This window comes from Streptomyces sp. NBC_00080 (genome assembly GCF_045041255.1).
GTDB lineage: Bacteria > Actinomycetota > Actinomycetes > Streptomycetales > Streptomycetaceae > Streptomyces > Streptomyces coriariae.
On record NZ_CP108235.1, the window covers coordinates 2602150 to 2616652 of the forward strand.

Genomic DNA, 14503 nt, shown 5'->3' on the forward strand with positions numbered 1-14503 from the left:
GCACGGTCCCAGGGGGCGGGGGAAGGAACCGTGGCCCTCCTGGGATACGGATCCCGGCCCGCCCCCTGCTCGACCGTCAGCCCACCGCCTTCTCGACGAACTCGGTCGTGTAGGTCTTGCTCAGGTCCACGTCGGCGTTCTGGATGTTGGGGTTGAAGGCCTTGAGGACCTTTTCGACGGTCTCGGGGCCGTTCTTGGGCATCACGCCGTCCTTGGTGAACATCGGCAGCGTGTTCTTGATGGCCACCGAGTACAGCAGCTTGTTCCCTTGGGAGTAGTCCGTCGGCATCTTCTCGGCGATCTCGGCCGCGCTGTGGGTGGACATCCACTTGAGCGTCTTGACGAATGCATTGGCCAACTTCTGGACGGTGTCCTTGTGACTGTTGACCCAGTCCGTCTGCATGTACAGGCTTGACGAGGGATACGGCCCGCCGAGCGCGTCCTCGGAGCCCTGCGGGGTGCGCATGTCGAGCAGGACCTTGCCGGCCTTCTTGTCGAGGATCGTCGCCACGGTCGGGTCGGTCGTCATACCGCCGTCGATGGCGCCCTGCTGGAGCGCGGCGATGAAGGTCGGCCCCGCGCCAACGGCGACGGGGGTGAACTCGCTGACCTTCACGCCGTTCTTGACCGCGAGGTACTTGGTGAGGAAGTCGGTCGAGGAGCCGAGGCCCGTGACGCCGAGTTTCTTGCCCTTGAAGTCCTCGGGCGAGGTGATGTCACCCTCCGCCTTGGTGGAGACGATCTCCACCTCGCCGGGCGCGTGCGAGAACTGCACGACGGACTCCACCTCCTTGCCCTTCACCTGCAGGTCGAGGGTGTGGTCGTAGAAGCCGACGGCTCCCTGCACCTGGCCCGAGACGAGCGCCGTCTCGGCCTGGACACCGGCCGGCTCGCTCAGCATCTCGACGTCCAGCCCCTCGGCGTCGAAGTAGCCCAGACGCTGGGTGAGCATGGCGGGCAGGTAGATGACCTTGTCCAGGCCACCGACCATGATCTTGACCTTGGTGCCCTTGCCGTCTCCCTTGCCACCGGAGCCCGTGGACGCGGTGCTCGCCGCGTCGTTGGCACAGGCGGTGAGCGAGGAGAGGGCGAGCAGGCCGGCGGCGGCCAGGGCCGTGTATCTGGCGGTTGTGCGCATGGCGGGTTCACGTCCTTGTGAGAGGGCGATGCGGGGGTGGGGCAGCAGTGAGGGGAGTGCGAGGAAGTGTCCGAGGAAGGTCCCGAGGGCCCTTTCGCGGGAACGGCTCATCGGTGGATCGTCGAACGACGGGTCAGCTGTCGGAGCCCGACGGCTTCCACCGGAAGATGCGGCGCTCGGCGAAGGTCAGCAGCCCCTCCGCGACGAGTGCGACGACGGCGAGGATGACCATCGCGGCGTACACACCCGCCGCGTTGAACGTGCCCTGCGACTGCGCGACGAGCAGTCCGATCCCCTTGGTCGCCCCGATGTACTCACCGACGATGGCGCCGATCAGGGCGAAGCCGAAGCTCACATGGAGGCTGGTGAAGATCCAGGAGGTGGCGGACGGGACGACCACCTGGAGCGTCACCCTGCGGTCGCTCGCGCCGAGGATGCGGGCGTTGGCGACGAGGTTGCGGTCCACCTCGCGGGCGCCCTGGAAGGCGTTGAAGAAGACCGGGAAGAACACCAGGACGACGGCCGAGGCGACCTTGGAGGCCGGGCCGAGGCCGAACCAGATCACGAAGATCGGGGCCAGCACGATCCTGGGTATGGAGTTGAGCACCTTGATGTATGGACCAAGGATGTCGGCGAGGAAGGTGATCCGCCCCAGTGCGATGCCGCACACGACACCGGCGACCACACCGATGACCCAGCCGAGCAGGGCCTCGTAGAGCGTGTACCAGATCTGCTCGCCCAGAGAGCCGAGCGCGGTCCCGTGCGTCACCCAGGTCCAGATCTGGTCCCAGATCTTGGAAGGCATCGAGAAGTTGAAGGGATCGATGACCTTGGCCCGGGAGAACGCCTCCCACAGGGCGAGCACGGCCACCAGCAGCAGGACACGCGACGCCGTCACCACGGCCTTGCGTCTGCGAGCGGCACGCGCGCGTGAGCGGGCGCGGTCCGGCACCTTGACCGTGTCGACGACCGGGGTGCTGAGAACTTCAGGCGACATGGGCGGCACCTCTCTCGCGGGTGATGCGGACCTCTTCGCCGAGGGATTCCCAGATCTCGCGGTAGATCTCGATGAACCGCGGCTCCAGCCGCACCGACTCGACCTTGCGCGGCCTCGGCAGGTCGATGTCGAAGACCTGCTTCACGGTGGCGGGGCCGGCGGTCATCACGACGACCTTGTCGGCCAGCGCGATGGACTCCTCCAGGTCGTGGGTGACGAAGACGACGGACGCGCCCGTGCCCTCCCACAGCTCGAGGAGCTCGTCCGACATCAGTGCCCTGGTCTGCACGTCGAGCGCCGAGAACGGCTCGTCCATGAGGAGGATCTCGGGATCGTTCACGAAGGTCGCGGCGAGGGCCACGCGCTTGCGCTGACCGCCGGAGAGCTGATGCGGGTAGCGGTCCTCGAAGGCGGTGAGCCCGACCCGGGCCAGCCACTCGCGTGCCTTCCGTTTCGCCTCCGCCTTGGGCACACCGCGAAAGCGGGGCCCGGCCATGACGTTGGACAGGACCGTACGCCAGGGAAAGGTGGCGTCCTGCTGGAAGACGAAGCCGACCTTGTCACCGACGCCACGCACGGGCTGCCCGGCGACCATCACCTCGCCCTGGGTGGGCTCTTCCAGACCGCTGACCAGGGTCAGCGTGGTCGACTTGCCGCAGCCGGTCGGGCCGACGACGGCCACGAACTCGCCACGCCCGACCGTGAGGTCGAGTTCCCGCAGGGCGGTGTGCGGGGCCCCCGACGGGGTCCTGAAGACCTTGCTCGCGCCCCGCAGCTCGATGGCGGGGCTGGTGTGTGCGCTCATGGCCGGGGACGGTAGAGGCGACCCGGGACGCGGCATCAGCCTTCTGGGCGCATGCGCTTCTTTTGCCTGCAGTAGCCTGTTGTGCTCGTTTTGCTCGCGCTAGAACAGCGAAGCCGAAACACGGGCTCAACGCCCGCCTGGCCTTGACGGAGAGAGGCCCGATGATTGACGTCCTGGTGGTGGACGACGACTTCCGTGTCGCCGAGATCAACGCCAAGTACGTGGGAAAGGTTCCCGGTTTCCGGGTGGCCGCCCGCGCGCACAGTGCCGCCCAGGCGCTGGGAACCATCGAGCGCGGAACCATCGACCTGGTGCTGCTCGACCACTACCTGCCCGACCAGACCGGCCTCCAGCTCATCCACCGCATGCGTGAGCAGGGCCATGGCACCGACGTCATCATGATCACGGCGGCCGGTGACGTCACGACGGTCCAGACCGCGATGCGCCTGGGCGCCCTGCACTACCTGGTCAAACCGTTCACCTTCGCCGCTCTGCGCACCCGCCTAGACTCGTACGCCGCCCTGCGCCGCACGGTGGACCGGGTCGGTGGGCACGGGATCGCCGGCCAGGAGCAGGTCGACCGGATCTTCGGCGCCCTGCGCACCGGGCCCGCGCCGTCCTCGCCCGGCCTGCCGAGCGGCCACTCGGAACCGACCACGGACCTGATCTGCGACGTTCTGCACCGCGCGAACCACCCTCTGTCGGCCCACGAGGTCGCCGCCGAGACCGGCCTGAGCCGCTCCACCGCCCAGCGCTACCTCCGCCACCTGGAACAGGCCGGACGCCTGCATCTCTCCCTCAAGTACGGCGACACGGGCCGCCCGGAGCACCGGTACGCCTGGGTGGCGCCGTAACGCGCGCCAGGGCTCCGAAGCGGCACGGCGGTGAGGCGTCGCCCGTCACGCGGCTCCCGCCCCGGTCAGTGACCGCACCTCGGTCTCCGCGTGCTTGGCCTCGTCCGCGACCTCGGCCGAGGTCACCGTACCGAGCCAGCCCGCCAGGAAGCCCAGCGGAATCGAGACCAGGCCGGGGTTCTGCAGCGGGAAGTACTGGAAGTCCACGGTCGGGAAGAGCGACTCGGGGCTGCCGGAGACCACCGGGGACAGCACGACGAGCGCCAGGGCCGGCACGAGCCCGCCGTACACCGCCCACACGGCGCCCCGCGTGGTGAAGCCCCGCCAGAACAGCGAGTACATCAGGACCGGCAGGTTCGCGGACGCCGCGACGGCGAAGGCGAGCCCGACCAGGAAGGCGACGTTGAGATCGCGGGCCAGCAGGCCGAGCGCGATCGCGACCACGCCGACGCCCACGGCGGCGACCCGCGCCACCGCGACCTCGCTGCGGGGTTTGGCCTGCCGTCGGCGCAGGGAGGCATACAGGTCGTGCGCCACCGACGCGGAGGAGGCGAGCGTGATTCCGGCGACGACGGCGAGGATCGTGGCGAAGGCGATGGCTCCCACGACCGCGAACAGCACCGCTCCGCCGGTGGAGTCGGCGCCGCCGCCCAGATCGAGTGCCAGAAGCGGAACCGCCGTGTTCCCCGCCGCGTTCGAGCCGCGCACCGCCTCCGGGCCGACGATCGCCGCCGCACCGAAGCCGAGGACGATCGTCATCAGATAGAAGCCGCCGATCAGCCCGATCGCCCAGACGACGGAGCGACGGGCGGCCTGCGCGGTCGGCACGGTGTAGAAGCGGGACAGGATGTGCGGCAGTCCCGCCGTGCCCAGCACCAGAGCGAGCCCCAGGCTCATGAAGTCGAAACGCGCGGTCCAGTCCCCGCCGTACTTCAGCCCGGGTGCCAGGAACGCGTCACCGTGCCCACTGCGCGCGGCCGCCGTGCGCAGCAACTGGTCGAAGTCACCGTGGAAGCGCACCAGGACGAGGACGGTGAGCGCGACGGTGCCGGCCAACAGCAGAACCGCCTTGACGATCTGGATCCACGTCGTCGCCCGCATCCCTCCCAGCGACACGTAGATCACCATGAGCGCACCCACCCCGATGACGGCCCAGGACTGGGCCGCCTCCCCGGTGTTCCCGAGGAGCAGCGCGACCAGGCTGCCGGCGCCCACCATCTGGGCCACCAGATAGAGCACGGACACGGTGACCGAGGAGGTTCCCGCCGCGATCCGCACCGGCCGCTCGCTCATCCGCGCGGCGACCACATCGGCGAGCGTGAACCGCCCGCAGTTGCGCACCAGTTCGGCGACGAGGAACAGCACCACCAGCCAGGCCACGAGGAAGCCGACCACATACAGCAGCCCGTCGTACCCGAACAGCGCGATGAGCCCGGTGACACCCAGGAAGGAGGCGGCGGACATGTAGTCACCCGCGATGGCAAAACCATTCTCCATCGGGGAGAACAGACGCCCGCCGACGTAGAACTCCTCCTCCGAACCATGGCGGTCGCGGCTCACCCAGGTCGTGATCCCCAACGTGACCGCGACGAAGGCGCTGAACAGCAACAACGCCAGCGCCTGGTGGTTGCCGGTCACGACGCACCGCCCTTTGCTCCCCGGGTCAGCTCCTGTGTGTCCCAGCGCAGTTCGAGCGCGGCACGGTCCCGACGCAGCCGCGCGTGCCGGGCGTAGGCCCAGGTGAGCAGGAACGTGCTGAGGAACTGCCCCAGCCCGGCGAGCAGTGCCACGTTCACCGCGCCCGCCACCGGCCGCGCCATGAGTCCTGGCGCGGTCGTCGCGGTGACCACGTACGCCACGTACCAGAGGAAGAACCCGGCGGCGGCGGGCACCACGAATCGCCGGTACCGGCTGCGTACCTCCTGAAAGGCCGCGCTGTGCTGCACCTCGAGGTAGATCTGAGCCGCCGCCGCGGTTCCGGTCTCCCGCCGACGTGCCGCGGGAACCTCGGGTCCTGGCGTCCCCATGATGGCCGACTCGCCCCAGCCCGAGGCGAGCGCGTCGTACCACGGGTCTTCGTAGCGCACATCCCCTGGCACCTCGGCGTACGCCTGGCCCTGGCTCTGATGTTGCTCGTACGCGTGTGGTGTGGGGGCACCGCTATCGGGACCGTCCCCGTCGGCGCGGGCACGACCGTTGCTTGGCTGCATGCCCAAGGATGGACAGAACGGGAAGATCCCCGACTATTGTTCCCCGAACACTTCACCCCATCAGGTGACCAACGCGCCGTTCACCCCGCGGGCGGCCGGACCAGCCCCTTCCCGTACGCGTAACGCACCGCCTGGGCCCGGTCCTTGAGTCCCGTCTTGGAGAACATGTTGTTGATGTGCGTCTTCACCGTCGCGGTGGACACGCTCAGCCGGCGCGCGATCTCCTGATTGCTGAGCCCCTCGGCGATCAGCACCAGCACCTCCGCCTCGCGCGTAGTGAGCCCGTCGGGGACGACAGCGGGCGCAGCCGGTTCCGGTTCGGGCGCCGACAGGCGCTCCAGCAGCCTTCGCTGGACACTGGGCGACAGCCCCGCATCCCCGGACAGCACGCTGTGCACGGCCCGTACGATCTCGTCCCCGCCCGCGTCCTTGGTGAGGTACCCCCGTGCGCCTGCCTTCAGCGCCGGGAAGAGGGATTCGTCGTCCGCGTAGGTCGTGAGGACCACGACCTGTGTCCCGGGATACTCGGACCGGATGCGCCGGGTCGCCTCCACTCCGTCACAGCGAGGCATGCGCAGGTCCATCAGCACCACGTCGGGAGCGAGTTCGGCGACGAGCCGCACGGCCTCCTCCCCGTCTCCGGCGGCGCCCACGACCTCGACTCCCGGCAGCAGCCCGAGCAGCATCACGATGCCTTCCCGGACGACCGTCTGGTCGTCCGCGACCACCACCGTGGCGGGCTTCCTCGCCGCCTCCTCCGTCATACCGGCACCTTCAGCGTCACCACGAATCCTTCCTCGTCCGGCCCGGCAGCGAGCGAACCACCCAGCAGTTCGGCGCGCTCCCGCATACCCAGCAGACCGTACCCGCCGCCGGCCTCGGCGAGTTCGCCCGGCGAACCGCCCGAGTCCCGCACGTCCAGGGTCACTTCCTGCCGGCCGTACTCCAGCCGGACACGGACCTTGGCACCCGGTGCGTGCTTGCGAGCGTTCGTCAAGGCTTCCTGAGCGACCCGGCGCACGGCCTGCGACGCCTCGACCGGCAGTGGTCTGCGCTCACCGCCCACGGTGACCTCGGCACCGTCGGAGGTGCGGACGAGATCCGTCAGGAAGTCCTCCAGCGGCGTCAGTTCACCGCGCAACGCGGAGAGCGACTGCCTGGTCTCCTCGAGGCCGTCGCGGGCCATCCCCCGTGCCGCCACCACGCGGTCGAGAATCTGCTCGCGGTCCGCGCCCCGCTCGATCAGCAGCCGGGCCGCCTCCAGGTGCACGAGCTGCGCCGAGAGACTGTGGGCCAGGACGTCGTGGATCTCCCGGGCGATACGGGCCCGCTCGGCGAGTGCGGCCGACTCGGCCTCGGCCGCGCGCGCGGCCCGCTCCTGGGTGAGCAGTCGCTGTGTGGTGCCTCTGGCTTCGGCGTCGAGACGCAGTGCGTATCCGGCGAGGGCCATGCCCGCGACGGCGGTGGCCGAGGTCATCCCCGAGTCGTCGTTGACCACGGCGAAGGCGGCGAACGCGACCGAGGCCGCCGGCAGCGCCGCGCCCAGAGGAAGTCGTTCGAGTGCCGCGATGGCGCAACCGCACCACAGGACCGCGGCCGGGGAGCGGAAGTCCGCGGCCTCGGCGCCGGCCGCCAGCCCCAGGAGCAGGAGGAGAAGGGCCAAGGACGGCCACAGCCGGTGCTCGAGCGTGGTCCGGAACAAGGCCCACGCCAGGCCACCTGCCACAAGAACGCCGCCGACGCCGGCGACCGCGACCCACCCCTGGATGCGGCTGTCGTGGAGGGCGCTCCACACCAGGGCGCCCACGACCAGCAGCCTTACGGCCCAGGCCAGCAGCCTCCTGGGGCGCGATACCCCTCTGGGGCCCAGCGCCTCCCGTGAGGGCCAGCGTGTCCAGACGTTGCCCGTCACACGCGCTCCTTCCACGGGAACAGGGGCACGGGGTCACCGTACGCCGTGGTGCAGGCGGGAGCCTGGTCCAGAGACCGCACGCGCCAGATCAGGATCCCGGAGCGGACCAGCAAGGTGACCGCGAGTCCCAGCATCAGGGCCGCACTGTCCTGGTGGATGCCCAACAGGGCGCCGACCCCGAAGAGGCCCAGCCGCAGACCGATGCCGGCTCCCCACACGGCCACGCTCGCTTTGGTGCTCTTGCTCCACACGGCGCCGTCCGGCTCCATCCAGATGCGGGTGGTCCAGGCCCATGCGGCTCCCATGACCAGGGCGACGATCAGTTCGGCGCCGAGTACCAGTGCCGATTCGGTGTGGTGACGGGTACCGAGCAGATCGGGTTCGCGCAGCGCCACGACGGCCAGGATTCCCGGCAGGAGCCACCATCGCCGGTCCGTGTCGATGCGGCTTGCGCGGAACTGCCGCGCGATCACCAGTGCGGCCACCGCCACGATCACCAGTGCGTTGACGAGCCCGGACATCACAGCCTCCGTGAGCGGGAAGGGGAGGCCGGCAGCGAGAGCTGCCGACGCCTTCGACGCTACGGAAACGGGCCGGTCCACAGATCGGAGCGAGGGTGGATCATGGGTGGATCTCCGGAAACCGGGCTTCTCCACCCACGGGTGGAGAACCCTCAGCCGGGCCTGCCCGGCAACCGGCCTGACGTGCACGAGACCAAGCCGGACCTGCCCGAGAACGAACGGACCCGTACGGGATCCGGCCGGATCCACCTGCGACCCGGCCGGACCGAACGCGGCGCCTACGCGTCGATACGGGACCGGTCCAGCGTCGCCGCCGAGCTGGAGATGAACTCCTTGCGCGGTGCCACGTCATTGCCCATGAGCAGATCGAACACCTGCTCGGCCGCCTCCAGGTCGGAGAGGTTGATGCGGCGCAGGGTGCGGTGGCGCGGGTCCATCGTCGTCTCGGCCAGCTGGTCGGCGTCCATCTCACCGAGACCCTTGTAGCGCTGGATGGAGTCCTTGTACCGGATGTTCTTGCTCTGGAACTCCATCAGCTTGTCGCGCAGCTCGCGGTCCGAGTACGTGTACACGTACTTGTCCTGGCCCTTCTTGGGCTGGATGAGCTCGATGCGGTGCAGGGGCGGGACCGCGGCGAAGACCCGCCCGGCCTCGACCATGGGCCGCATGTAGCGGTGGAACAGCGTCAGGAGCAGCGTCCGGATGTGGGAGCCGTCCACATCGGCGTCGGTCATCATGATGATCTTGCCGTAGCGGGCCGCGTCGATGTCGAAGGTGCGCCCGGAGCCCGCTCCTATGACCTGGATGATCGCGCCGCACTCGGCGTTCTTGAGCATGTCGGTGACGGACGACTTCTGGACGTTGAGGATCTTGCCCCGGATCGGCAGCAGTGCCTGGAACTCGGAGTTCCGGGCGAGCTTGGCCGTACCGAGCGCGGAGTCTCCCTCGACGATGAACAGCTCGCTGCGCTCGACGTCGTCGCTGCGGCAGTCGGCGAGCTTGGCGGGCAGGGACGAGGACTCCAGAGCCGTCTTGCGGCGCTGCGCGTCCTTGTGCTGCCGGGCCGCGATACGCGTGCGTGCGGCGGCGACCGCCTTCTCCATGACGACCCGCGCCTGAGCTGCGGCATCGCGCTTGGCGGAGGTCAGGAACGCCTTGAGTTCCCTGGCGATCACGGTGTTCACGATACGCCGGGCCGCCGAGGTGCCGAGGACCTCCTTGGTCTGGCCCTCGAACTGGGGCTCGGCGAGACGCACCGTGACGACGGCGGTCAGTCCCTCCAGAGCGTCGTCCTTCACGATGTCGTCCTCGGCGACGCGCAGCAGCTTCTTGGCGCGCAGCACCTCGTTCATCGTCTTGGCGACCGCCTGCTCGAAGCCCGCGACATGAGTGCCGCCCTTGGGCGTGGCGATGATGTTGACGAACGACTTGAGGTTGACGTCGTAGCCCGTGCCCCAGCGCAGCGCCACGTCGACGCCGAGCTCACGGGTGACCTCCGTCGGAGTCATCTGCCCGTGCTCGTCCAGGACCGGGACGGTCTCCTTGAAGGTGCCCTGTCCGGTGAAGCGGAGGACGTCGCAGACGGGCTTGTCGGTGGCCAGGTACTCGCAGAACTCGCTGATGCCACCGTCGAAACGGAAGGACTCCTCGCCCTTGCTGCCGCCCTGGCCGAGGCCGTACTCGTCGCGGACGACGATGGTCAGGCCGGGCACCAGGAAGGCGGTCTGGCGGGCGCGCTGATGGAGGTTCTCGAGGGAGAGCTTGGCGTCCTTGAGGAAGATCTGGCGGTCGGCCCAGTAGCGCACGCGCGTGCCGGTCCGGTTCTTGGCGACCCTCTTGATCTTCCGCAGGCCGCCCGTCTCGAACTTGGAGTCGGGGCCGTCCGCGGCGAAGGCGCCCGGAACACCGCGGCGGAAGCTGATCGCGTGCGTGTGGCCGCCTCGGTCCACCTCGACGTCGAGGCGGGCGGACAGAGCGTTGACCACGGAGGCTCCGACGCCGTGCAGACCGCCGGAGGCGGCGTAGGAGCCGCCGCCGAACTTGCCGCCGGCGTGCAGCTTGGTCATGACGACCTCGACGCCGGACAGACCCGTCTTGGGCTCGACGTCGACCGGGATGCCACGGCCGTTGTCACGGACCTCGACCGAGGCGTCGTCGTGGAGGATCACCTCGATGTGGTCGCAATAGCCGCCCAGGGCCTCGTCGACGGAGTTGTCGATGATTTCCCACAGGCAGTGCATCAGACCACGGCTGTCGGTCGAGCCGATGTACATACCCGGGCGCTTCCGCACGGCCTCTAGCCCCTCGAGGACGAGCAGGTGCCGCGCGGTGTAGTTGGAACCGTCCCGGTCTGCTCCTGCCAGCAGCGCTGTGGACGGCACGGACGTTTCGGCGGTCACGCGGTTCGCTCCTCGCTGAATTTCACTTGGGGCCCTTCTGGGTAAGGGCGCGGCTTGGGTTGCCGCCAAGAGGGTACCGAGGCCTGGTAGAGCCGTTGTAACGCCACCCTCGTCTGAAACGCAGACTAGTCCAGCGTCGCATACTTGTTCGATCCCTCGATTGAGTGAAGTACATATCACGTTCCCTTCGGGGCATGAACCATTTAGGCTCCGGGCACGTCCTCATGAACAAACCGGCAACCCAGCCGGGAGGATCGAACCATGACCGACAGCGCGAAACCGTAAGCACTACAGACCACGCAATACGGCACATTCGCCGCCAAACCGGCAGCAGACGGCCACCTCGGAAAGATTTTTTCGAGGACAAGCCACGAGCGGGAACGTTTTGGGGCTGGTTGGATGTTGACCCTGGTACGACAGCTCGTCGAGCTAGAGAAGAGGCGACGTGACTACTGTTCTGACCCCCGCGAGCCCGCTGACAGCCGCGGACCGCTGCGACCGCTGCGGCGCCCAGGCGTACGTACGCGTCGTGCTGCTCAGCGGCGGAGAACTGCTCTTCTGCGCCCACCACGGCCGCAAGTTCGAGCCGGAACTCAAGAAGATCGCCGCTGAGATACAGGACGAGACAGAGCGGCTGACGACCGTTCCGGCCTCTACCCCGGAAGAAGAGCGCTGATCTGCGCGTCCACGACGAGCCATGACCGGCACAGGCCGGTATACGGGCGGCCGCCCCTGCTTCAGGGGCGGCCGCCCGCTCTCGTGACTCGAAGACCGGCCACGAGGGCGGGGCTCGCTCAGGCGCCCTCAGGGAGCCTTGTGGGGCCCCCGAGCGCCCGCAACCAGCCGAGCGTCTTCACGGCGTCGGACACCCGCGTGTAGACACCGGGATTTCCCGGCCGTCCACAACCGCTTCCCCACGACACGAGCCCGATGAGTCGACCCTGTGCGACCAGCGGCCCGCCGCTGTCCCCCTGGCAGGCATCCCGGCCGCCCCGCTCCTCCCCGGCGCACACCATGCTCCGCGCGTCGTAGGTGCCGTCCGAGGTGCCCGGGTAGGCCCGCTCGCAGGACGCGTCGGACAGCACATGCACACGAGCCGCTCGCAGACTGTGGGCGTACGCACCGAAGCCGGTGCTGTCGCCCCAGCCGTAGACCACGGCCTCCGTGCCGGCCTCGTACGCCGGATCACCCTCGGCGGCCATGGGGATGACCGCCGCCGCCGGAAGCGGCTGGGCGAGGGTGAGCACGGCGAAGTCGCCGGCGTTGCTGACACCGTCGTAGCCCGGATTCACCCAGACGCCACGCACGGAGACCTCCTGTCCGGTGTCCCTGTACAGGTCTGTGCGGCCCGCAACGACCTTCAGGTCGGCCAGCTGCCCCGGCGGTGCTCCCAGGACGTCCTCGCCCATGCAGTGGGCCGCAGTGAGCACGGTGGAGGGTCCGACCGCCACGCCTCCGCAGAACTGCCCGGAGCGCATACCTCCGAACCGGTCACGACTGGACAGCGCGACCGTCCACGGGCTCTCGGAGACATCGACCGGGTAGCCGCCCACGACAACACCGTCGGAGGCTGCCGGGGCGGCGGAGCCCATGGGTATGGCCACCGCCGCGGCCGCCAGGATCAACGGCCGGGCCAAGGCCCGGACAAGGGGACGACGCATGCGCGCTCCTCACTCTGGAGTGACTGATGGACACCCAGAGTCATCCAGAGCGCGGCAGCCCGCACCCTCGCGCCCAAGCCGAAGGCCCGGCCCCCTCGCGGGAGACCGGGCCTTCGGCTTCGTACGGCTACGACCTAGTCGAGGTAGTCGCGCAGCACCTGCGAACGGGACGGGTGGCGCAGCTTGGACATGGTCTTGGACTCGATCTGGCGGATGCGCTCGCGCGTCACGCCGTACACCTTGCCGATCTCGTCGAGGGTCTTCGGCTGACCGTCGGTGAGACCGAACCGCATGGAGACGACGCCCGCCTCGCGCTCGGACAGGGTGTCGAGGACGGAGTGCAGCTGCTCCTGGAGGAGCGTGAAGCTGACCGCGTCGGCCGGGACCACGGCCTCGGAGTCCTCGATGAGGTCACCGAACTCGCTGTCACCGTCCTCACCCAGCGGGGTGTGCAGCGAGATGGGCTCACGGCCGTACTTCTGGACCTCGATGACCTTCTCCGGGGTCATGTCGAGTTCCTTGGCCAGCTCCTCCGGGGTGGGCTCGCGGCCCAGGTCCTGGAGCATCTGGCGCTGCACGCGCGCGAGCTTGTTGATGACCTCGACCATGTGCACCGGGATACGGATGGTGCGGGCCTGGTCGGCCATGGCGCGGGTGATCGCCTGACGGATCCACCAGGTGGCGTACGTGGAGAACTTGTAGCCCTTGGTGTAGTCGAACTTCTCGACCGCGCGGATCAGACCGAGGTTGCCCTCCTGGATGAGGTCCAGGAAGAGCATGCCGCGGCCGGTGTAGCGCTTGGCCAGGGAGACCACCAGACGGAGGTTGGCCTCCAGGAGGTGGTTCTTGGCGCGTCGGCCGTCCTCGGCGATGATCTCCAGCTCGCGCTTGAGCTTCGGGGCGAGCTTGTCGGCGTTGGCCAGCTTGTCCTCGGCGAACAGCCCGGCCTCGATGCGCTTGGCGAGCTCGACCTCCTGCTCGGCGTTGAGCAGCGGGACCTTGCCGATCTGCTTGAGGTAGTCCTTCACCGGGTCGGCGGTGGCACCGGCCACGGCGACCTGCTGGGCGGGCGCGTCGTCCTCGTCGTCGTCGGAGAGGACGAAACCCTTGTTCTCGGTCCCCTCCTCTTCCTCTTCGCCGGGCTTGGCGTCCTCGAGGACCTCGTCCTCGGCAACCTCGGCGTCGTCCTTGCCTGCGGTCTTCTTGGCCGCCGTCTTCTTGGCGACGGTCTTCTTCGCGACCGCCTTCTTGGCGGTCGTCTTCTTGGCAGCCGCCTTCTTGGCGGGGGCGGCTTCGTCTGCGGAATCGTCCACAGCAGGAACGGCCGGGGTGGCCGGGGCGGCCGTGGCAGTGGCCTTCCTCGTGGTCACCGCCTTCGCCGCGACCGTCTTGGTGGCGGTGCGCTTGGCCGGACTCTTCGCTGCGACGCTCTTTCGGGTGCGCTTGGGCTCCGCGGCACTGACCATCAGCGTCACACCCTCTTCCTCGAGGATCTGGTTGAGGCTGCGCAGTACGTTCTTCCACTGAGTGGCCGGAATCTGGTCAGCTTCGAAGGCCCGACGCACATCGTCGCCGGCGATCTGCCCCTCAGCCTTTCCCCGCTCAATGAGCGCCATGACAGAGACGGACTCGGCGATCTCAGGCGGGAGCGTACGGGATGTGCTGGCCGACACGAACAACCTCTCGGAACGTTGGAAAACGGCTTCCGGCCCCGTCCGTGACGGACAGGAGCCGACCACCGGCCTGGGGGTGGGCCGACGGCGCGGGCGGGGGCCGGGAGGATTCACAGCGCCTTGAACGGCGTCCGTATTCCCTCCGCGGCGGTCACCTCTTAGGTCATCGCGTTGTTTCCACAAGCGTTACGCCCAATCTTCGTGGCCCGAGTCACACCCCGTAAGCGTTCAAAAACGGTCAGACGCGGACAGATGAGGTCACCCGTCGAGCCTACCGGTACCGCCTGGGCCGGTTCCGCCACATCGACCGTCGGACCCCGCAGGCCCCGTGAC

The 14503-nt window shown here is 68.8% G+C and carries 13 protein-coding genes; 2 read left to right on the top strand and 11 right to left on the bottom strand.

What is annotated here, in order from left to right:
- Window positions 1–76: 76 nt before the first annotated feature.
- The 3 genes from OHU34_RS11340 to OHU34_RS11350 form a co-directional block, all read right to left on the bottom strand.
- Window positions 77–1138 (bottom strand): ABC transporter substrate-binding protein, encoded by a 1062-nt coding sequence (locus OHU34_RS11340; protein WP_142266535.1) that lies wholly within the window; start codon window positions 1136–1138, stop codon window positions 77–79.
- Between the two features lie 133 nt (window positions 1139–1271).
- Window positions 1272–2135 carry an ABC transporter permease gene (locus tag OHU34_RS11345; protein ID WP_020125103.1) on the bottom strand — a complete coding sequence of 288 codons (864 nt, stop codon included), beginning with the start codon at window positions 2133–2135 and terminating at the stop codon, window positions 1272–1274.
- Window positions 2125–2940, bottom strand: coding sequence for an ABC transporter ATP-binding protein (locus OHU34_RS11350; protein WP_020125102.1), 816 nt, complete (start codon window positions 2938–2940; stop codon window positions 2125–2127). The genes OHU34_RS11345 and OHU34_RS11350 overlap by 11 nt, the downstream gene beginning before the upstream one ends.
- 161 nt (window positions 2941–3101) lie before the next feature.
- Between OHU34_RS11350 and OHU34_RS11355 the strand changes: the two genes are divergently transcribed.
- Window positions 3102–3794, top strand: coding sequence for a response regulator (locus OHU34_RS11355; protein WP_020125101.1), 693 nt, complete (start codon window positions 3102–3104; stop codon window positions 3792–3794).
- 45 nt (window positions 3795–3839) lie between these two features.
- Here OHU34_RS11355 and OHU34_RS11360 read toward each other — a convergent pair whose 3' ends face one another.
- The 6 genes from OHU34_RS11360 to OHU34_RS11385 all read right to left on the bottom strand — a co-directional run bounded on the left by OHU34_RS11360 (window position 3840) and on the right by OHU34_RS11385 (window position 10836).
- Entirely contained in the window at window positions 3840–5432 is a 1593-nt protein-coding gene (locus tag OHU34_RS11360) for a cation acetate symporter (RefSeq protein ID WP_405766152.1), read from the bottom strand.
- Window positions 5429–6004: a DUF485 domain-containing protein gene (locus tag OHU34_RS11365; RefSeq protein ID WP_405766155.1), complete on the bottom strand. Its 576-nt coding sequence runs from the start codon at window positions 6002–6004 to the stop codon at window positions 5429–5431. Before OHU34_RS11365 ends, OHU34_RS11360 begins: the two co-directional genes overlap by 4 nt.
- A gap of 80 nt (window positions 6005–6084) precedes the next feature.
- Entirely contained in the window at window positions 6085–6768 is a 684-nt protein-coding gene (locus tag OHU34_RS11370) for a response regulator (protein WP_405766158.1), read from the bottom strand.
- Window positions 6765–7916: a sensor histidine kinase gene (locus OHU34_RS11375; RefSeq protein ID WP_142266529.1), complete on the bottom strand. Its 1152-nt coding sequence runs from the start codon at window positions 7914–7916 to the stop codon at window positions 6765–6767. The genes OHU34_RS11370 and OHU34_RS11375 overlap by 4 nt, the downstream gene beginning before the upstream one ends.
- The gene (locus OHU34_RS11380; RefSeq protein WP_405766161.1) at window positions 7913–8437 is read right to left on the bottom strand and encodes a DUF1453 domain-containing protein; all 525 of its coding nucleotides are present in this window, start codon (window positions 8435–8437) and stop codon (window positions 7913–7915) included. The genes OHU34_RS11375 and OHU34_RS11380 overlap by 4 nt, the downstream gene beginning before the upstream one ends.
- A 278-nt stretch (window positions 8438–8715) precedes the next feature.
- Entirely contained in the window at window positions 8716–10836 is a 2121-nt protein-coding gene (locus OHU34_RS11385) for a type IIA DNA topoisomerase subunit B (RefSeq protein ID WP_230194439.1), read from the bottom strand.
- 445 nt (window positions 10837–11281) lie between these two features.
- Between OHU34_RS11385 and OHU34_RS11390 the strand changes: the two genes are divergently transcribed.
- Complete coding sequence (locus OHU34_RS11390; protein WP_020125094.1) at window positions 11282–11512, top strand: hypothetical protein; 231 nt, start codon at window positions 11282–11284, stop codon at window positions 11510–11512.
- A 118-nt stretch (window positions 11513–11630) separates the two neighbouring features.
- Here OHU34_RS11390 and OHU34_RS11395 read toward each other — a convergent pair whose 3' ends face one another.
- Window positions 11631–12497 carry a serine protease gene (locus tag OHU34_RS11395; protein ID WP_405766163.1) on the bottom strand — a complete coding sequence of 289 codons (867 nt, stop codon included), beginning with the start codon at window positions 12495–12497 and terminating at the stop codon, window positions 11631–11633.
- Between the two features lie 134 nt (window positions 12498–12631).
- Window positions 12632–14170, bottom strand: coding sequence for an RNA polymerase sigma factor (locus OHU34_RS11400; protein ID WP_405766166.1), 1539 nt, complete (start codon window positions 14168–14170; stop codon window positions 12632–12634).
- Window positions 14171–14503 lie beyond the last annotated feature (333 nt).